The 19744-nt window shown below is 60.6% G+C and carries 16 protein-coding genes; 5 read left to right on the top strand and 11 right to left on the bottom strand.

The features are described from left to right. The first annotated feature begins 301 nt into the window (after positions 1-301). Positions 302-616 carry a hypothetical protein gene (locus tag ACQKP2_RS14070; protein ID WP_427577236.1) on the top strand — a complete coding sequence of 105 codons (315 nt, stop codon included), beginning with the start codon at positions 302-304 and terminating at the stop codon, positions 614-616. Between the two features lie 289 nt (positions 617-905). Here the strand turns inward: ACQKP2_RS14070 and ACQKP2_RS14065 are convergent, their stop codons facing one another. Further along, entirely contained in the window at positions 906-1421 is a 516-nt protein-coding gene (locus ACQKP2_RS14065; RefSeq protein ID WP_427577234.1) for a DoxX family protein, read from the bottom strand. A 358-nt stretch (positions 1422-1779) separates the two neighbouring features. On the opposite strand from ACQKP2_RS14065, the gene ACQKP2_RS14060 reads away from it, so the two are divergent. After that, positions 1780-3282, top strand: coding sequence for an aldehyde dehydrogenase family protein (locus tag ACQKP2_RS14060; protein ID WP_427577233.1), 1503 nt, complete (start codon positions 1780-1782; stop codon positions 3280-3282). A gap of 44 nt (positions 3283-3326) precedes the next feature. Here the strand turns inward: ACQKP2_RS14060 and ACQKP2_RS14055 are convergent, their stop codons facing one another. Together ACQKP2_RS14055 and cynS are read right to left on the bottom strand one after the other, a co-directional pair. Continuing rightward, on the bottom strand, positions 3327-3986 hold the full coding sequence (locus ACQKP2_RS14055) for a carbonic anhydrase (protein ID WP_427577231.1): 660 nt from the start codon (positions 3984-3986) through the stop codon (positions 3327-3329). 76 nt (positions 3987-4062) lie between these two features. Then, positions 4063-4530 (bottom strand): cyanase, encoded by a 468-nt coding sequence (gene cynS / locus ACQKP2_RS14050; protein ID WP_427577230.1) that lies wholly within the window; start codon positions 4528-4530, stop codon positions 4063-4065. Between the two features lie 125 nt (positions 4531-4655). Between cynS and cynR the strand changes: the two genes are divergently transcribed. Then, positions 4656-5537: a transcriptional regulator CynR gene (gene cynR / locus ACQKP2_RS14045; RefSeq protein ID WP_427577229.1), complete on the top strand. Its 882-nt coding sequence runs from the start codon at positions 4656-4658 to the stop codon at positions 5535-5537. Positions 5538-5706: 169 nt separating this feature from the next. Here cynR and ACQKP2_RS14040 read toward each other — a convergent pair whose 3' ends face one another. From ACQKP2_RS14040 to ACQKP2_RS14030, 3 genes are all read right to left on the bottom strand, one after another. Beyond that, complete coding sequence (locus ACQKP2_RS14040; RefSeq protein WP_427577228.1) at positions 5707-6036, bottom strand: hypothetical protein; 330 nt, start codon at positions 6034-6036, stop codon at positions 5707-5709. Positions 6037-6559: 523 nt separating this feature from the next. Further along, on the bottom strand, positions 6560-7063 hold the full coding sequence (locus tag ACQKP2_RS14035; RefSeq protein ID WP_427577226.1) for a GNAT family N-acetyltransferase: 504 nt from the start codon (positions 7061-7063) through the stop codon (positions 6560-6562). Positions 7064-7128: 65 nt separating this feature from the next. After that, on the bottom strand, positions 7129-9078 hold the full coding sequence (locus tag ACQKP2_RS14030; RefSeq protein ID WP_427577225.1) for a DNA topoisomerase III: 1950 nt from the start codon (positions 9076-9078) through the stop codon (positions 7129-7131). Positions 9079-9326: 248 nt separating this feature from the next. Between ACQKP2_RS14030 and ACQKP2_RS14025 the strand changes: the two genes are divergently transcribed. Further along, positions 9327-9695, top strand: coding sequence for a DUF427 domain-containing protein (locus ACQKP2_RS14025; protein WP_427577224.1), 369 nt, complete (start codon positions 9327-9329; stop codon positions 9693-9695). Between the two features lie 119 nt (positions 9696-9814). Here ACQKP2_RS14025 and ACQKP2_RS14020 read toward each other — a convergent pair whose 3' ends face one another. Both ACQKP2_RS14020 and ACQKP2_RS14015 read right to left on the bottom strand, forming a co-directional pair. Further along, positions 9815-11437, bottom strand: coding sequence for an MFS transporter (locus ACQKP2_RS14020; RefSeq protein ID WP_427577223.1), 1623 nt, complete (start codon positions 11435-11437; stop codon positions 9815-9817). 211 nt (positions 11438-11648) lie between these two features. Then, positions 11649-13295, bottom strand: coding sequence for a GMC family oxidoreductase (locus ACQKP2_RS14015; RefSeq protein ID WP_427577221.1), 1647 nt, complete (start codon positions 13293-13295; stop codon positions 11649-11651). 131 nt (positions 13296-13426) lie between these two features. Between ACQKP2_RS14015 and ACQKP2_RS14010 the strand changes: the two genes are divergently transcribed. Next, positions 13427-14323, top strand: coding sequence for a LysR family transcriptional regulator (locus ACQKP2_RS14010; protein WP_427577220.1), 897 nt, complete (start codon positions 13427-13429; stop codon positions 14321-14323). A 99-nt stretch (positions 14324-14422) separates the two neighbouring features. Here ACQKP2_RS14010 and ACQKP2_RS14005 read toward each other — a convergent pair whose 3' ends face one another. The 3 genes from ACQKP2_RS14005 to ACQKP2_RS13995 form a co-directional block, all read right to left on the bottom strand. Further along, the gene (locus ACQKP2_RS14005) at positions 14423-15520 is read right to left on the bottom strand and encodes a DNA alkylation repair protein (RefSeq protein WP_427577219.1); all 1098 of its coding nucleotides are present in this window, start codon (positions 15518-15520) and stop codon (positions 14423-14425) included. Between the two features lie 89 nt (positions 15521-15609). Beyond that, the gene (locus ACQKP2_RS14000) at positions 15610-17418 is read right to left on the bottom strand and encodes a monovalent cation:proton antiporter-2 (CPA2) family protein (RefSeq protein WP_427577218.1); all 1809 of its coding nucleotides are present in this window, start codon (positions 17416-17418) and stop codon (positions 15610-15612) included. 244 nt (positions 17419-17662) lie between these two features. Continuing rightward, positions 17663-19642, bottom strand: coding sequence for an alkyl/aryl-sulfatase (locus ACQKP2_RS13995; RefSeq protein ID WP_427577216.1), 1980 nt, complete (start codon positions 19640-19642; stop codon positions 17663-17665). Positions 19643-19744 lie beyond the last annotated feature (102 nt).

Here is a 19744-nt window from a genome sequence, read left to right as displayed (position 1 = left end):
TTGCTTTAAAGGAGGCAAGGGCAACTGCTGCCCAGTAAGGTAATTGGTTTTTCGCGACTGACAGAAACATGATGAGTTGCTGAGGTAGGATTTTGATGTTTGGAGTGAGTGAGTTTTTCTGTTGTGGCTTGGAAGTGCATGAGTGAGGCTGTGTTGGGTCGGCAGGTTGAATATATTTGAAGTAGTGATGTTCGCCCGTGGGAGGTACTGGGTGGAAGTTGGGGGAGGACGCTTTTTATATATGCATTTATCTTGTCTTGATAGTTGGTCTTGCCGTTTTTTGATTTAAGTGCTGATTTAGATGCTGGCGTTTGCCACTGCCGGCGAACCTGCCGATCTAGAGCAGTTCTGCGAGCTGGAAAATATCTCCGGAAGATACATGTCTGTATCTGGAACTCTCGGAGTGGTACGTCAGGACGCGGTTTTTGACTCTGCGTGGGAGGCTTGGTGGAGCAACATTTGGATCCATCTTGTTTCTCGTGGAGTGGTATGGAAACTTGAATGCACACCCTTTACGTTTTTTCGAGAAGCAATATCAATTGTAAAAATTAAAAGTGTTTGGATCCAACGCAGTCGCTGGGCTAGTTTGCCGGGTGCTAAGAAAAAATCGAAATAATACAACTGGCCCATTGTTGGTAGGGAAGTATTCAATAAGTCAATTTCAATTTTTAATATTAGGCAGGAATAATGGCTTCATCTTAAATTTCGAAATATTCCAAAGAAAACTTAACTATTTGGTTGTTTGTCAAGGGTGGTGCGGTTTGGTTGTAAAGTTACTAATACAATAATTTTGTGTGCGTAAAGTGTTCGCTGAAATTTAAACTGGCCGAGGCGGAGGAAAAGCAAAAAAGGGGAACTTCATGGAAGTCCTCCCTTTTTGCTTGTACGAGTTGGGTGGTTGCGAATCAGAGGTGAGAGCGCCGCCAGAAGAATCGCGCCAGCAATGCATCGAGGCTGAATTTTCCCGGACCGGACAGCACCAGCGGCAGCAGGGCGGCGAGATAGATCAACGGCAGTTTGAAGTTGCCGTAGCCTTTGTTGGTGATCGAGTAGCCCTGCGCCAGTTCGGAGAGGCTCGACCAATCGGCGGGCCAGTGCACGGCAGCGGTCGCCACGATGGTGACGACAATCAGGCTGATCGCCGAGAAGCGCGTGGCCAGGCCCACCAGCAGGGCGAGGGCGCAGATCAGCTCCACCCACATCGACAGTTCCCAGTTCAGGCTGGCCGACAGGTGGTTGAACGGAAACAGGAAGCGGTCCTGGATATCGGCAAACCAGTTCTCGCCGTTGAATTTTTCCAACCCCGACTCGAAGAACTCCCATGCGAGGAAGAGGCGCAGGGTCAATGGCGCGATCCAGTCGCCGGCGCGGTCAAGATTCAGGTGCAGGCCTTTGACGGCCGAATTGATCGAGGTGCTCATGGACAGGGTGCTCCTTCAGGTCAGGGATGTCGGGCTACGTCGGGCCCGTTTGGCGCAAGGATCGGCTTGGCCAATCGACAGGCAAATTTCATCAGCAGGGTGTATCTGCGATGTGTCGCGGGCGCCGGTGATTGAAGGCCTGTTGTGTCTGGAGCGGGGCTGTACACACTTTGATACGTAACCTCCCCCCCTGTAGGAGCGAGCACGCTCGCGATGGTCGCCCAGGCACCGCGGGCATTCAGAAAAACCACGTTATCGTTCACGACCATCGCGAGCGTGCTCGCTCCTACAGGGATGTGACGTCTGGAGGCTTTTGCTATACATTTTCCGCCCGCCCACTGCATGGTGAAACCGCTTCATGTCTCTTGCGCTCGAACGTCTAGTCGCTGGCACGCCGATCCCTTTTGCCGGTAATCGTGTCACTGTGGTCAGCCCCGAACTGGCGGAACGCTTCCAGCCCGGAGACCACCTGCTGGTGGAGCAGGTCAGCGGCGAGTTGTTGCTGATTCCGGTCGTCGACCAACAGGCCGCCGCCGTCGCCGTCGAGCGTGCCGAAGCGGCGTTTACCGCCATGTCGGCGGTGTCGGACCAGGCCATCGATACCTTCTTCGATCTGTTTGCCCAACGCCTGGAAAACCCTGAATGCTGGACCTTGATCGATGCCGCCAACCAGGCCGACATCGAACGGGCCAAGGCCCGTGGCCGATCGACCACACGCCTGCTGGCCGATGAGCGCATGCGCCGCGACATGATCGCCGGCCTGCGCGCCTGGCGCGATGCGCCGGCAACCCGTGGCAAGGTGATCAGTTGCGTCGAGCACGACGGCTGGAAAGTAGAGCAAGTGGTGTCGCCGCTGGGAATTGTCGCGTTTGTCTTCGAAGGCCGGCCGAATGTCTTCGCCGATGCCGCAGGTGTATTGCGTACAGGCAACACCGCCGTACTGCGCATCGGCAGCGATGCGCTGGGCACGGCCCAGGCCATTGTGACCCATGCACTGAACCCGGCGTTGGCCGAGGCTGGATTGCCCGAGGGTGCGGTGTCGCTGGTCGAAAGCGTCAACCATGCCGCCGGCTGGGCGATGTTTGCCGACCGCCGTCTGTCGCTGGCCGTGGCCCGTGGTTCCGGGCGTGCCGTCAGTCAGCTGGGCAGCATCGCGCAACAGGCCGGCACCGCCGTCAGCCTGCACGGCACGGGCGGCGCCTGGCTGATCGCCCATGCCGACGCCGACGCCACACGCTTTGCCAGTGTGGTGCGCAACTCCCTGGACCGCAAAGTCTGCAATACGCTCAACGTGTGCCTGATCCACCGCGACCGCGCGGCCGAACTGGTTCCGCTGTTTCTCGATGCGCTGCAACAGGCCGGCAAGGCCCGGGGCCAGGGCTGCAAGCTGCACATTGTCGAGGGCAGCGAAGGCTGCTTGCCCGCCGATTGGCGATCGGCGACCGTCGAGGTCTACCGTGCCGAAGGCTACCGCACCGAAGCGCTGGCCGAAGCGTTACCGGAAGATCAACTGGGGCGTGAGTGGGAGTGGGAGGAAACCCCGGAAGTCAGCCTGAAAATCGTCGACGACCTGGACAGTGCCATTGCCTTGTTCAATCGCTACAGCCCGCAGTTCACCGTGTCGCTGATCAGCGAAGATGCGGCGCCCCAGGAACGCTTCTACAACGCGGTCAATGCACCCTTTGTCGGCAACGGCATCACCCGTTGGGTCGACGGCCAGTACGCGCTCAACAAGCCGGAATTGGGCCTGTCGAACTGGGAGAGCGGACGCCTGTTTGCCCGTAGCGCGATTCTTTCCGGCGACGGTGTGTTCACCATTCGCAGTCGCATGACCCAGGTCGATCTGGGCGTTAAACGCTAGTCCTCGCAAGCCCCGCGACCGTCGGTGGCGGGGCTTTGTAGGACTTACGCGGCCTCGACTGCCTGGCCATGCACCGCGCAGGTGTTGGGGTGTTCGGCCAGCGGCACGAAGGTGCGAGTACTGCCATCGAGTGCATCGATCGAACCGGTTTCGATGTCGTAGACCCAGCCATGCAATTTCAGCAGGCCTTTTTCCTGGGCCAGGCGCACGCTGGGGTGAGTCTGGATGTTCGCCAGTTGCGCGATCACGTTTTCACGCACCATCGAACTGACTTTCGCCGCATCGTCGGCGTGGGGCCGCGACTCGTTGATGACTTTGGCCGACTCGGCGTGTTGCAGCCAGCTGCCGACAGCGGGCAAGTGGTCCATGCAGGTGCACTTGGCGACAGCGGTCATGGCGCCACAATCGGAATGGCCGCAGATCACGATGTCGGTCACGCCCAGCACCGCTACCGCGTACTCGACCGTGGCCGACACGCCACCGGGATGGGGACTGTAGGACGGCACGATGTTACCGGCATTGCGGATGACGAACAATTCACCGGGCTCCTGCTGGGTCAACAGTTCCGGCACGACGCGGCTGTCGGAGCAGGTGATGAACAAGGTGCCGGGGTGTTGCGTGGTGGCCAGGTGCTTGAACAGGTCGGTGCGTTGTGGAAAGACTTCTTTCTGGAATTTCAAGAAACCATCGATGAGCGCTTTCATGGGATGTACCTCATGGATGAATCTGTAGCAGTTGCCCGGCAACTGCTACGTAATGTGAGCCTCAGCCGAAATCCGTTCAGAAAGGACGCAGGGGCAGGAACTTGCCGTCGAGGGTGATCACCGCGCGGTGACCGCCTTCCGGGTCTTCCACTTTCTTCATGTTCAGTTTGAAGTTGATTGCGCTGATGATGCCGTCGCCGAACTGTTCATGAACCAGGGCTTTCAACGTGGTGCCATAGATCTGGATCATCTCGTAGAAGCGGTAGATGGTCGGGTCTGTTGGTACACCCGACAGACTGCCGCGCAGTGGGATGATTTGCAGGCGGGCGATCGAGTCGGCATCCAGGTCCAGTTTTTCGCCGATCACTTTTGCGGCAGTTTCAGGCAGCGGATGCTGACCGAGCAGAGCAGCAGTGACGTAGGCCAGGCCGAGGCCGGTACCTTCAGCCACGTCTTCGAAAGACAGATTTTTACGAGCCTTGGCGTCAAGAATTTTGGCGGTGAGTTCAAGGCTGGTGTCGTTGTAAGCGTGGGACTGTTGCATGGTGTATCTCCTGTATCAGCAGGGAAGTGCGTTGGGGGTGGAGTCATCTTCTGCTGATCAGTCCATAGCGTCCAAGACCGATATACAATGCTTTGCATAAGCACTGCCTATGGATGGTGAGCCCCATGCTGTTGCGTCATCTGCGTTACCTGCTGGCTGTCGCCGACAACGGCGGTTTCACCCGTGCTGCCGAAGCCTTGCATGTGTCCCAACCGACACTGTCGCAGCAGATTCGGCAGCTGGAGGAAACCCTCGGTGTCATCCTGTTCGACCGCACCTCGCGCACGGTCCGACCCACCGATGCGGGCCTGGCCTACATCGAATGCGCCCGTCGGGTGCTGGTGGAGCTGGAGGCAGGCAAGCGGGCGTTGCATGACGTGAAGGACCTGTCGCGCGGCACGTTGCGCCTGGCCATGACCCCAACCTTCATGGCGTATCTGGTGGGGCCGTTGGTGCGCGATTACGTGGCGCGCTACCCCAACATTCATCTGGAAATCTTCGAGCTGTCGATGGACGACATCGAAGCCGGGCTGGCGGATGACTCGCTGGACATCGCCATTGCGTTCGATCAGGCGCGAAACGCCGATATCGAATCGATACCGGTGTTTACCGAGACGCTGGGGCTGATGGTCGGGCGTTCGCACCCGTTGTATGAGAGCCAGGACGTATTGACTGCGCAGCAGGTAGGGCAATTGCAATTCGCCCTGTTGACGCCGAACTACATCACTCGCACTGCCATCGATGAGTACTTCGCCAAGGCGCGTATCACACCCAAGGTGATGATCGAGGTGAACTCGGTCAATACCTTGCTCGAAGTCATTGGGCACACCGACATGGCGACGATCCTTCCACAGCCCATTGCCTCGGGCGAACGTGCACTGCGCAACATTGCATTGCAGGGCGACGTGCCCAGCCGCGGGGCGGCGCTGCTACGGCGCAGGAACAACTATCACAGCGCGGCGTCTTTGGCGTTTTTGGATCTGATGGCGGGTTTTGACGTCTCGTAGGAGCGAAGCTTGCTCGCGAAGGCGGCGCTGCATTCAACAGATCCGTTGTTTGTTAGATCGTCTTCGCCGGCAAGCCTGGCTCCTACATGTTCATGCGTATATATAAGAAGAGTAATAAAAAGGGCCTGCTCTTGTTGGGAGCAGGCCCTTTTTGTTATGGCTTGTTCAATCAGTAGAAGCGATCAATCAACTGAACTTCGTTCTTGTTCTGCATCGAATCCCAGGTCTGTTTCAGCGTCTGCAGAACATTACCGATGAAGTCCTTGTCGGCCGCGGCTTTCTTGCCGACGTAGCCCTGGCCACGACGGTACATTCTCATCCGGGCCAGCAGGTTCTGGTTGTTCTGCTCGAACTCCGCTTCATGGGAGTGGGGCGACAGGCAGTCGATTTGAACCTGGCCCGACTTGCTGATCCACAGAATATGGCTGTCGAGGCTGTCTTTCTTCGCAGCGAAAATACGAGCCAATTCTTCGATAGTGGGTTGATTGTTCAGATTCATGATTAAAGCCCCCTTGACCATTTGGTGATCTTTTTAAGTTGATTCGCTAATACAAGTAGCCCATCGGTTAGTTGATCCCTGGCACCGAAACCAGGACGTCGGCAGTCGTCCGCCAAGAGTGGGCGGGGTCCTGCGTCGGTTGCATGTAGTCGTGTTGAATAACTGCTACGCGTTAGCGTCACAACGAAGAGAAGCAGCGATAACCTTCAGGCCACTGCCGACGTTTTCAGGGTCGGCCACAAGCATCATGAGGATGGATCGCCAGCGCTTCTCGCCCTTGTACTGGACGTTCAGGCCAGGTCAGCTTCTTCAATCTGCCTTGTGGGCAGCGTGTATCCGGAAAAAACAGCTCGGCGGTCAGACGAGCTTGCTCAAACGTGTTGCCTGTACTCCCGATCGGGGAGACGTCTGCATCATGCAAGGCCAGATCGAAGGCGTCAACGGTTTTGTAGTGATTATTTTTAGTCACTACATATTGTCGGACAAAGCTGTCTGGAATTAGCGGGCGGCAGCAGAACGCCGTTCAGGATTGCCCCGGCAAAACTTCAAAGCGGTAGAGGATGCAGGGGTGGCCCTCGATTGTCTGTCGATGCCGGGAGAACCCGCCTGGGCACAGCTCAGGCATCACAGCGGCCCAAAAGCGCCGGGCAGAGCGGTTCACTTCGAGATGGAAAATCTGCCACTGACCGGGAAACCGGCTCAGGAGGGTGGCAACGGTAGTTTTGGCCACACCCTTGCCGCGAAAGCGCCGACTGACGAACAGGTAGCCGATGTTGTAGCGGGTGTCAGGCAGGTGAGTGTCATCGTCCAGGGTCACGAAACCAGCCAGCTCGCCATCGACCCGGATCAGAAAGGGACGGGTCTCCGGCTTTCGCCAATAGTCCGTCAGGGGCTGAAGGTTGAAAAAGCCCTGATCGCCCAGTTTCAGCGGCAGCCATTCGCTGAAGTCATGGGCGTAGAACTGCATGAGGTTTTCAATCGTTTCCAGCTCGTCGCGCTGCGCGGCGTGCAGTTCAATCGAGGGCATGCTGGCGAATTCCTGCAAGGTGCCCGATCAGTATGGTCGATGATTTTCGGCAACGTGCCGGCTGCTCAGGCCTTGCTCGCCGGTTTGGCGCGGCGCCTGGTACCGCTCGGCGACTTGCCTTTGGCCGGTTTGCGTTTGTTTTTCCATGGCGTGGCATTGCGCCCGGCGGGGCTTGCGGGGCCGCTGATGGTGAGGCTCAGGCCTGCGCAACGGCTGACCTGCTTGCTCATCCAGGCCGCCTGTTTGGTGACGAATTCTTCGAGGCTCATTTCCCCGCTTTGCACCATGTCCAGGGCCTGCTCCCAGATTGCCGTGGTGCCCGGGTCGGCAATGGCCCTGGGGACCGCATCGATCAGGCTGAAGGCGGCCGGGGTGGCGCAGAGTGCCTTGCCGTTCTTGATCAGATACCCACGGTCGAGCAGACCCTGAATGATCGAGGCGCGGGTGGCTTCGGTGCCGATGCCGGTGGTGTCCTTGAGTTTCTGTTTAAGCAGCGGGTCTTCGACCAGTTTGGCGACGTTTTTCATCGCCTTGATCAGGTCGCCTTCGGTGAAGGGTTTGGGAGGCTGGGTCCAGAGGTCCTTGAGCTGCACGCCGGCCACCGCGCAATCGATGCCTTCGCGCAGGTTCGGCAGGGTTTGCGGGGCAGGGGCTTCACGGCCCTTGGCCGGTGCCAGGGCTTCGGGCAGGGCGCGTTTCCAGCCCGGCTCGATGACTTGCTTGCCCACGGCGCGCAACGCTTCACCGGCACAGTCGAAGTCGGCCTGGGTGCGGTCGTATTCGTGGTTGGGCAGGAACTGCGCCAGATAGCGTGCGCGAATCAACGTGTAAACCGCACGGTGTTTGCCGGTCAGGCGCTCAAGGTTCTTTGCCGCCGCGGTGGGAATGATGCCGTGGTGGGCACTGACTTTGGCATCGTTCCAGGCCCGTGACCGGCGTTGAGGTTCCAGGTGATCGTGCAGGGCATTGAGCGTCGGGTCGGCCTGGCGCAGCGCCGCCAGAATGCCTGTTGCTTCGCTGTGCTGACTGACGGGCAGGTAACCGCAATCGCTGCGCGGGTAAGTGATGACCTTGTGGGTTTCGTAGAGTGCCTGGGCAATGTCTAGGGTTTCCTGGGCGCCGAGCCCGAGTTTCTTCGAACAGACTTCCTGCAGGGTGCCAAGGTCGAACGGCAGTGGTGCCAACTCACGCATGCGCTCGGTTTTCAGCCTGATCAACCTGGCACTGGCCGCACCGGCCATGACCGTGGCGGCCTGTTGAGCCCGCGGCTGATCGAGGCATCGATCCTGATCGTCACAGACAGCGGAGGGCGCCCGCCATTGGGCGGTGAATGCTTGGCCGTCGTGGCGCAATTGCACGTCGATGGCCCAATAGGCGACCGGCACGAAATCGGCAATGCTGCGGTCGCGATCCACCACCAGGCGCAGGGTAGGCGTTTGTACCCGGCCGACCGGCAACACGCCCTGATAACCGGACTGGCGCCCGAGCAGGGTGAACAGACGGCTCATGTTCATCCCGATCAGCCAGTCGGCGCGGGAACGTCCGAGCGCCGAATGGTACAGGCTGAATGTCTCGGCACCGGGCTTGAGTGCGGCAAGGGCCTTGCGGATCGAGGCATCGTCCAGTGCCGACAGCCATAACCGGCGGATCGGCCCCCGATACCGGCAATGTTCCACCAGTTCCCGGGCGATCATTTCGCCCTCGCGGTCGGCGTCGGTGGCGATCACCAGCTCGTCGGCCTCGCCGAGCAGGCGTTTGACGGCCTTGTACTGGCTGGCCGTGCGCGGCTTGACGGTCATTTTCCATTGGTCGGGAATGATCGGCAGGTCCGCCAGCACCCAGCGCTTGTAGCGCGCATCGTAGGCATCCGGCGGGGCGGTCTCCAGCAGGTGGCCGATGCACCAGGTCACCGTGACGTCCGTTCCCAGCCAGCAGCCATCGCCACGACGCCTGGCGCCGAGTACGGCCGCAATGTCTTTGGCCTGGGAAGGTTTTTCACAGAGGTACAGCCGCATAACCACCATCGTCGATCAGTGTCGGGAAATATGCACAGAATGGCGGGTGATGCGCGCCGGAGCAATCTTTATCTGTATGGATGTACAGCTTTTCCCGTTGCGTTTATTTGCAGCCGCCGATGAACGTTCGGCGGCGCGGGCGCCAGAGCGGTAAAACTTGCGTTATACCTGAAGAATCGTGTTGAAGTATTCACGGGCCGGCGAGCCTGGTTTTTATCGATCCATCATCGTCATGAGGAGCGAAATCCATGAAAAGCACCGGTCCGAGTCCAGTCATCACCATCGCCGAGCAACCCGGCTGCCTGCTGGTGAAATTCCACGGCATCCAGGTGGCCGCTTCCTCCCGCGCACTGGTGCTTTTGGAGGCCAATTACCCGCCGGTGTACTACGTGCCGCGAGAGGACATCGACGAGAAGTATTTTGCCCGCACCGACCACACCAGCTATTGCCCGTACAAGGGCGATGCCAGCTATTTCAATTTGCAGGTGCCGGGGCATGAAGGCGCCAACGCGGTGTGGAGTTACGAGAACCCGAAGGTATCGGTCGCGCAGATTCGGGAATACCTGGCGTTCTACCCCGATCAGGTGAAGTTCGAGATCGTCGAGCTCGAAGAGTGATCCACCACAATGAAAGGTGGGAGCGAGCCTGCTCGCGATGAGGGTGGCACAGTCACTGTCGCGGTGACTGATCCATCGCTATCGCGAGCAGGCTCGCTCCCACAGTGGTTTGTGTTGTCTCAGTTCTTGTTCAGGTCCACATTGCGGGTTTCACGCAGGCACAGCATGCCCACCACCAGGCTCACCGCGGTGATCAGCACCGGGTACCAGAGCCCGTAGAAAATGTCCCCGGTATACACCACCAGCGCGAACGATACGGTCGGCAGGAAGCCACCGAACCAGCCGTTGCCGATGTGGTAAGGCAAGGACATCGAGGTGTAGCGAATGCGGGTCGGGAACAGTTCGACCATCAGCGCCGCCAGCGGGCCATAGCACATGGCGGAGATGATGATCAGCGCCACGATCAGTGCCACGATCATCGGTTTGTTGATCTGCTGCATGTCGGCCTGTTGCGGGTAACCGGCCAGGGTCACGGCACCGCGCAGGGCGGCTTCGTCGAAACCGTCGATCTTTACGTCACCGACACTCACTTGCACGGCACTGCCGGCGGGTGCAACGACACTGGAGTACGGCAGGCCCTGCTTGACCAGGAAGGTCTTGACCTTGTCGCAAGGGCTGTCGAATTTCGCCTTGCCCACCGGATCGAACTGGAAGGTGCAGGTGGCCGGGTCGGCCGTGACGGTGATCGGCGCCTGGCGGCTGGCCTGGTCGATGGCGGGGTTGGCGTAGTGCGCCAGGGTCTTGAAGATCGGGAAATACAACGCCGTGGCCAGCAGCAGGCCGAGCATCAGCACCGGTTTGCGCCCGACCTTGTCCGACAGCCAGCCGAAAAAGATGAAGAACGGCGCGCCGATGGTGACGCTGACGATCAACAGGGCGTTGGCCACCGCAGGGTCCATTTTCAGGAACTGGGTGAGGAAGAACAGCACGTAGAACTGTGCGGCGTAGAAGGTCACCGCTTGCCCGGCGTTGATGCTGAACAGGGCGATCAGCACCACCTTGAGGTTTTCCCATTTGCCGAAAGAGTCGCGGATCGGCGACTTGCAGAGTTTGCCTTCCTCTTTCATTTTCACGAACGCCGGCGACTCGTGCAGGCTCAGGCGAATCCAGGTCGAGATGCCCAGCAAAACGATCGAAAACAGGAACGGAACCCGCCAGCCCCAGACCTCGAATTGATCGCCGGTGAAGTAGCGGCAGCCCAGCACCACCAACAGCGACAGCAGCAGGCCGAGGGTGGCGGTCGACTGAATCCAGCTGGTGTGGAATCCGCGTTTGCCGATGGGGGCGTGTTCGGCGACGTAGGTCGCGGCGCCACCGTATTCGCCACCCAGGGCCAGCCCCTGGAGCATGCGCAGTACCACAAGGATGATCGGTGCGGCGATGCCGATACTGGCGTAATTGGGCAGCAGGCCGACGCAGAAGGTCGCCAGGCCCATCAGGACGATGGTGGCCAGGAAGGTGTATTTGCGCCCGATCATGTCCCCCAACCGGCCGAACACCAGGGCGCCGAAGGGCCTGACGATGAAGCCGGCGGCAAACGCCATCAGTGCGAAGATGAAGGCCGTGGTGTCGTTGACGCCGGCGAAAAACTGCTTGCTGATCACCGCCGCGAGGGCGCCGTAGAGGAAGAAGTCATACCACTCGAAGACGGTGCCGAGCGATGAAGCGAAGATGACCTTCTGGGTTTCCTGGCTGGTGCCCGCGCTGCGCACGGCGTCCAGCGACTGAACGTGTTCTGGCATATCGGTATCCCTCACAGTGATTGTTTTTGTTGTTCCACTGTCGGCGCCGGCCTTGTGGGCAGGCGCCGCTACTGTCCTTGCATCGGGTGTAACCGTTTGTTCGCTCCCCGTAGGAGCGAGCAAGCTCGCGATGGAGGTCAACGATAACGCGGGCAACCTGATACCCCGCGGTGTCTGTGCCTTCATCTCGAGCGTGCTCGCTCCTACAGGGTCACCGCTGGGTGATCAGTTCCTTTTGTGCAGCGATGCTCCTTGTATCGGGGTTGAGGATCAGGTGGGCAGCCTTTTCGGCAATCATCAGCGTAGGCGAACAGGTGTTGCCCGAGGTGATGCGCGGCATGATCGAGGCATCGGCGATGCGCAGGCCGGGGATGCCATGGACACGCAGTTGCGCATCGACCACCGCGTCGGCGTCGTTGCCCATGCGGCAGGTGCCCACCGGATGGAATATGGTGGTGCCGATGCGCGCGGCGGCTTCATGCAGTTGCTCTTCGCTTTGCAGTTGGTCGCCGGGCAGGTATTCGACCGGATTGAAGGCCTTCAGGGCCGGCGCGGCGATGATGCGCCGGGTCAGGCGGATGGCATCGGCGGCGACCCGCAAGTCTTCTGGGTGGCTCAGGTAGTTGGGTTGGATCAGCGGTGCGTCCTGCGGGTTGGCGGAGCGGATGTCCACACGGCCACGGCTTTGCGGGCGCAGGTCGCAGACCGACGCGGTGAATGCTGGAAAGGCATGCAGCGGTTCGCCGAAACGCTCCAGCGACAGCGGTTGCACGTGGTACTCAAGATTGGCCGATGTCTGCTCAGGCCCTGAACGGGCGAACGCACCGAGCTGACTGGGTGCCATGGACAGCGGGCCGCTGCGGTCATAGAGGTAACGCAGACCCATGCCCATCTTGCCCCACAGATTGCCGGCGATCTGATTGAGGGTACGGGCGTTTTGCAGTTTGTAGATCAGGCGCAGTTGCAGGTGATCCTGCAGGTTGCCGCCTACGCCAGACAGCTCATGGGCGACGCCGATTCCCAGGCGTTGCAACAGCGGGCGAGGGCCGATGCCGGAGCGTTGCAGGATACCCGGCGAGCCGACGGCACCCGCGCACAGGACGATCTCCTGGCGTGCCCGGAAGGTTTTCGCCTGTCCTTGCCAGCGGGCGCTGACGGCCGTGGCCCGGGCGTTTTCCAACAGCACGCGGTCAACTTCGACGCCGGTCAGCACCGTCAGGTTGGGGCGATGGCGAATCGGCTTGAGGAAGGCTTTTGCCGCATTCCAGCGCACGCCACCTTTCTGGTTGACCTGGAAATAGCCGCAGCCTTCGTTGTCGCCCTGGTTGAAGTCATCGATGCCGGCAATGCCGCTTTGCCCGGCAGCCTCGCGGAAGGCATCGAGAATCGGCCATGACAAGCGCTGGCGCTCGACCCGCCACTCGCCGGCAGCGCCGTGGAAGGGGGAGTCGCCGGCAAAGTGGTTTTCGCTTTTGCGAAACAGCGGCAGCACCTCCTGCCAGCTCCAGCCGGGGTTGCCTTCGGCGGCCCAGCGATCGTAGTCGCCGGCCTGGCCGCGCATGTAGATCATGCCGTTGATCGAAGAGCAGCCACCCAGCACCTTGCCCCGGGGATAGCTCAGGGCGCGGCCTTGCAGGCCGCCTTGCGCCTCGGTCTTGAAGCACCAGTCGGTGCGTGGGTTACCGATGCAGAACAGGTAGCCTACGGGGATGTGAATCCATGCATAGTTGTCGCGGCCACCGGCTTCGAGCAGCAAGACCCGGTGCTGTGCATTGGCCGACAACCGATTGGCCAGCAAGCAACCGGCGGGACCGGCCCCGACCACGATGTAGTCGTATTCATCAAGGGAAGTCTGCATCCCTGACCTCGCGTTCTGTTCTTGTTGTTCCCCATCCTAGTTGTTAGCTTTCGTTTAAAGAATGTTAGTTTTTGCGCAACTGCTGTGCGTTTTTAAACAGCGTCTTCAATCACCAGGTTCAAGGGCGATTCATGTTCGACTGGAATGACCTGCGGTTTTTTCTCGAATTGCAGCGCAGCGGACGCCTGCTCACCGCTGCACGCCGTCTGAACACCACCCATGCCACGGTGGCGCGGCATATCGAGGCCATCGAAAGGAGCCTGGGCAGTGCACTGTTCGTCCAGCATGCGCAAGGTTACGAACTGACGCCGGCCGGCGAAGCGCTGCTCAAGCACGCCGAAGCCATGGAGAACGTCGCGCTGCTGGCCCAGGAGGAAATCACCCAGTCCACCGCGCCGTTGGGCAAGATCCGTGTCGGGGTCACCGAGGGGTTGGGCATCATGTTCCTGGCCAGTCGCATGAACGGCTTGTTCGAGCGTTATCCGGGACTGGAGGTGGAGTTGGTGGCGGTGCCGCGTTTTGTCAGCATCCTCAACCGCGAGGCGGAAATCAGCATCCATCTCGAACGCCCGTCCGCCGACATGCTGGTCACGCGCAAGCTCACCGACTACCGACTGGCGCTCTATGCCAGCCAGGCCTACCTGGACAAGGCACCGCCACTGCGCAGCCGCGAGGATCTGGGGCGCCATGCCTGGATCGGTTATGTCGACGACTTGCTGTTCAGCCAGGAGCTGATGTTCCTCAACAGTTTCTGCCGCAACCCGCAGGTGGTCTTCCACAGCACCAGTGTCATCGCTCAGCAACAGGCTGCGTGTGCAGGCCTGGGCATCGCCGTGTTGCCGTGCTACATGGCCAGTGCCGACCCTGGCCTGGTGCCCTTGTTTGCCGAGGAAAGCATCTTGCGCAGCTACTGGATCAGCACCCGACGCGAACTGCACAAGTCCGTCAGGCTGCGAGTGATGTGGGACTACGTGGTTCAGCTGTGCGAGCGTGAGCAACCCCTATTGCTGGGACCATACCCCCTGTAGGAGCGAGCACGCTCGCGATGAAGGCACAGACACCGCGGGGTGTCAGGCCGCCAGCGTTATCGTTGACGACCATCGCGAGCATGCTCGCTCCTACAGGGTTCAGGGGAGGATTTCGAAGGCCGTACTCGCCAGCCGTTCACCATTGACCAGCACATGCACCGCATGGGTGCCGGCGTAGTGCCGGCGGGTGGTCAGTTCCTTGATGTGCTGGCTGCGGGCAATGGTTTCGCTGGCGTGGCCGGGCAGGGTCAGCGTTTTGAGTTTGAACACTTTGGCCGAAGTGCTGCCATTGGCCTTGACGTAGTCGATGGCATAGTCGATGACCAGCCGCTGGCTGTCCTGGACACTGGATTTGATCCCGAAGGACAGGGTGATTTTTTCCCCCAGGTCGATCACCGGCGGATTGACCTGCACATCGACGATCTCGACCTGCGGTTTGCCGCCAGCGCCAATGATCGCCAGCGCTCGTGGGTTGCCCTGTTTGATCAGGCTGCGCAAGGCATGCCGGGCGATCCAGGCGGTGTGTCTGTTTTCCAGTGACCAGCCTTCGATCAGGTCCAGCACCCACTCGGGGTGATCCTTGGTGATGTCGTTCAGGTGATTGGCCACCGACTTGCGTACGTAGAGGCTGTTGTCCGCCTTGAGATTGTCCAGGATGGCGGCGGCCAGTCGTGGATCAGCCTGGATGCGTTCCAGACGGAACGACCAGGGCAGGCGCGGGCGGCAGCCTTCGCTGGCCAGGCGCCGGACATGCTCGTTGTCGTGCCGTGACCAGTCATGCATCAGGCTCAGCGAACGTTCGATGTCACTGCGCAGAAAATGGCGGATGGCGAATTCCGAGGAACCGAAGGCGGTGAAGTACTTGAGCGCTTCCATCGACAGATCGAAGCGGTCGGCACCATAGGTCGCCACGTAATGCGGCAGGCACATGCTGACAAAGCTGCTGTTGAGGCGCGGGGCGAGGTCGCGCAGCACCTTGAGCGATGCCTCGTAGTCCAGTGGCAATACCGCATGCAGGCATTCGCTGACTCGGGCCATGCGTTGCATCACCGACAGGTCCGCCAAACCGGTCGTGGCCAGTTGGAGGAAGTGCGCGACATCGAACGCAGGGTAGACCGCGGTCATCTCTGCGGCGATGTGCTCAAGGCGCTCGATGTTGAAGATTTCCTTGAGGGCGGGGGAGGATTCGTCTGCCATGAGAGTGCCTTGAGGTTGTAGGTTGGATCGGTTCAGGGCCTGTTCGCCGTAGGAGCGAGGCTTGCCCGCGAAGAACGATGGCAATCAACTCATTTCCTGGCTTCCTGCTCTTTCATCTGGTCGGACTCGAACAACCGCGCCAGCTCCACCCGTGCTTCCTGTGCCGACTGAATCACCTTGACCTCGTCGTCGTAGACCGCGTGCTGGGCTTCGAGTACCTGCTCGTCATGTTGCTTGAAACGTTTGATGCGGGCATCGGCCTGTGCCTGGGTCAGGCCCAGGCCCAACAGTGTTTGCCGGCTCATTTCCAGGCTGGAGTGAAAGGTTTCCCGCACCGCATGGACGCCGATGTCCATCAAGCGATGCACATGTTGCCGGTTACGTGCGCGGGCGATGATTTTCATGTGCGGATAGAGCCGGCGTACCAGTTCGGCGGTCCTGATGTTGGTGTCCGGGTCATCGGTGGCAATCACGAAGAATTCGGCCTGGTCGACCTTGGCCGCACTGAGGATTTCCGGGCGCAGCGGGTCACCGTAGAACACCGGCACGTTGCCGAAGCTGCGCAACAGTTCGATGCTCTCCACCGAGGTGTCGAGGGCAATGAAGGTGATGTTCTGCGCCCGCAGGATTCGCGCAACGATCTGCCCCATGCGGCCCATGCCGGCGATCACCACGCGAGGGGCGTCTGCATCGATATCGCGAAACTTCTCCGGCACCTCCACCGGCTGCACCTTCGGGCTGGCCAGGCGCGCGCATAGCAGCAGCAACAAGGGAGTCATGGCCATGGAAAGGGTGATTGCCAGTACCAGCAAATCGTACAGGCGCGCGTCGAACAGGCCATGCTCGCGGCCGATCTTGAAGACCACGAATGCGAATTCGCCCCCGGCCGCCAGGACGATGCCCAGGCGGATGGCGCTGACCCTGGTCAACCCTCCGGCCATGCGGCCAACGACAAACAGCAAGGGCAATTTGACGACGATCAGCAGCAGCGTCAGCCCCAATACCACGATGGGTTCGCGAAGCAGCAGGGACAGGTTCGCGCCCATGCCGACGCTGATGAAAAACAGCCCCAGCAGCAGGCCCTTGAACGGCTCGATCTGTGATTCCAGTTCGTGACGGTATTCGGAGTCCGCCAGCAGCAGACCGGCGAGAAAGGCACCCAGGGCCGGGGAAATGCCGACCAGGGTCATCAGCCACGCTGTGCCGATGACCACCAGCAATGCGGTGGCCGTGGACACTTCCGGCAAACCGGTCCTGGTCACGACCCGAAATACCGGGCGCAGCAGATAACGACCGCCGATGACCACGATGGCGAGGCTGCCCAGCACCTGCAGGGCGTGATTCACGTCTTCGGCGGTGCTGGTGTCGTGATCGACACCGGCCAGCAACGGCACGATCGCGATCAGCGGAATCGCCGCGATGTCCTGGAACAACAGGATGGCAAAGGCCAGTCGGCCGTGGGGGCTGGTCAGTTCCTTGCGTTCGGCCAGGCTTTGCAGGCCGAAGGCGGTGGACGACAAGGCCAGCCCCAGGCCCAGCACGATCGCACTGTTCAAGGCCTGGCCGAAGACATACAGCGCCAGCACGCCAAGCACCGACCCCGTCAGCAGGACCTGCGCCAGGCCGACGCCGAACACCGACTTGCGCATCACCCACAGCCGTCGGGGCGACAACTCCAGGCCAATGATGAACAGCAGCAAAACCACGCCCAGTTCCGAGATATGGGCAACACTCTGCGGGTTGCCGATCAGGCCCAGTACCGAGGGACCGATGACCACCCCGGCAAACAGATAACCCAGCACGGCGCCCAGTTGCAGGTGCTTGGCCAGGGGAACAATAAGGACTGCGGCGAGCAGGAACACGACGGCGGCCTGCAGCAGAAAGCCTTCTTCGGGCATGACGAAAACTCCATATTTCGGTACGGCGAGGGCAACAAGGATAAAGGCTGCTCCCGGTTGCGTCAGCAAGGTACGGAGGATTCGCTCGATTTCACTTCACTTCCAATGAAGGAAGGATTTGCCGTTCGTGGTGGTTTTGTCAGGTGGGGCGGAGGATTGGGCAATGTGGGCCCGAGCAGGTCCGGTTCCTGCTCGGGCCCGGCGCAGCGTGCCGCTGGGGCACGACTCGCCGGGCCGTCAAGCCTTACGGCGTGACGATGTTGAACCAGAACTTGAAGGTGTCGAGCAGGCTCATAAAGGTCTTGAAGGCCTGAGGCTCGCCTTCCAGTTTCACCTCGCCAGCACTGATCTTCTGCTCAAGCGAACCCTGGCCCAGCTGGATGTCCAGCAGGGTGCTCATCTTCAGGGTCAAACCGGCGTCGGCTTGTTCGTCGGCCTTGTCGTGATAGCGCAACACGCCGTTTTCCACCCGTAGGTTGTAGTGCTTGCCCAGGTCGGTGAAGTTCAGGTTGAGGGATATTTTCTTCCCGGCCGCTGCAGGGCCATTGAGACGCACGGCCAGGTAGTCGAACAACATTTGCGGGGACATCGCGCGGATCATGTCGGGACTGGCGGTTTTCATGCCGGCGCTCTGGGGTATGCCGTTGCGCAGTTCATAGGCACCTTGCAGGTACACCGAGCGCCACGGCCCGGATTCTGCCTGGAAACCCAGTTGTTCGTAGGTATCGGCCAGCAGCTCCTTGGCCTGCTGATTCTGCGGGTCGGCGAACACGGCATGCTTGAGCGCTTCGGCGACCCAGCGGTACTCACCCTTGGCGTAGTCGGCGCGGGCCTTGCGCAGCAGTTCGTCGGCACCGCCCATGTATTCGACGTATTTTCTGGCCGCCGGCACCGGTGGCAGGTTGTCGAGGTTGGACGGGTTGGCGTCGTACCAGCCCATGTAGCGTTGGTACACGGCGCGGGCATTGTGCTTGAGCGTGCCGTAGTAGCCACGGTTGAACCATTCCTGGTCCAGCTCCGGCGGCAACTTGATCTCATCGGCGATTTCGGCGCCGTTGTAGCCTTCGTTCATGAGGCGCACGGTCTGGTCGTGCACATATTTGTACAGATCGCGCTGCTTGCCGAGGAAGCGGGCGATGCGCTCCTTGCCCCAGGTCGGCCAGTGGTGGCTCTGGAACTCCACTTCCGCCTGGTCACCGTACAGGCTCAGGCTCTGGTCGATGTAGTTCGACCATTGCAGGGCATCACGCACCTCGGCGCCGCGCAGGGTATAGACGTTGTGCATCTGGCGAGTGACGTTCTCGGCCATCCACAACGCCTTGAACTGCGGGAACCAGGTGTTCATCTCCGTCGGCGCCTCGGACCCCGGGGTCAACTGGAACACCATCTTCACGCCATCGACCGTCAACGCCTGCCCGGTCCGGGTCACCTCTTCGGTGGGGTTGATCAACGAGATGCGTCCCTGGGAAACGGACTGGCCAAGGCCTGCCGAAACGCCGCCCTGGGCGTTGCGCGGCAGCATCGCGCCGTACATGTAGACGGCACGACGGGACATGGCGTTGCCGGCGACGATGTTCTCGCTCACCGCGTGCTCGCCGAAGCCCGGCGGGCCGATCACCCGGACCTTCCCGGCCTTGACGTCCTCTTCATTGATAATGGCGCGCACGCCGCCGAAGTGGTCGACGTGAGAGTGGCTGTAGACCACGGCCACCACCGGTTTCTTGCCCAGGTGCTCGGTGACCAGGTCGAAGGCGGCCCTGGCGGTCTCCACCGACAGCAATGGGTCGAAGACGATCCAGCCGGTATCGCCCTGGATGAAGGTGATGTTGGACAGGTCGTAACCGCGTACCTGGTAGATCCTGTCGGTGACCTTGAACAACCCGTACTGCATGTTCAACTGGGCAATGCGCCACAGGCTCGGATTGACGGTGTCCGGTGCGGCCTTGTCGAGGCCGATGTAGCGCTGGTAGGACGCCATGTCCCAGACCACCTTGCCGTCGGCGTCGCGGATGCTCAGCTGTTCGGGCTGCGCGATCAGACCGCGGCGGGCGTCCTCGAAATCCTGGCGGTCGGAGAAGGGCAGGGCCTTGAGCACCGCCGCATTGGCCTGGCGGGTCGCTTCAGTGGCCGGTTTGGCAGCCACAGGGTCGGCATGGGCGGAATTGGCCAGCCAGGGCAGGGCGGCGGCCAGTGCCAGGGCGCCGAACGATCGGGTACAGAGCATGTGTCACCTCAGGATTGGGGCTGAAAACATCTGCCCCGCACCTTAGGTGCTCGGTTGGCGGCATCCAATACGGACAAAGAATGACTGCGAGCATGATTCTGG

This window comes from Pseudomonas sp. NPDC089569 (assembly GCF_050280625.1).
In the GTDB taxonomy this organism is placed as follows: Bacteria; Pseudomonadota; Gammaproteobacteria; order Pseudomonadales; family Pseudomonadaceae; genus Aquipseudomonas.
This window is presented reverse-complemented; position numbering and strand designations above follow the sequence as displayed.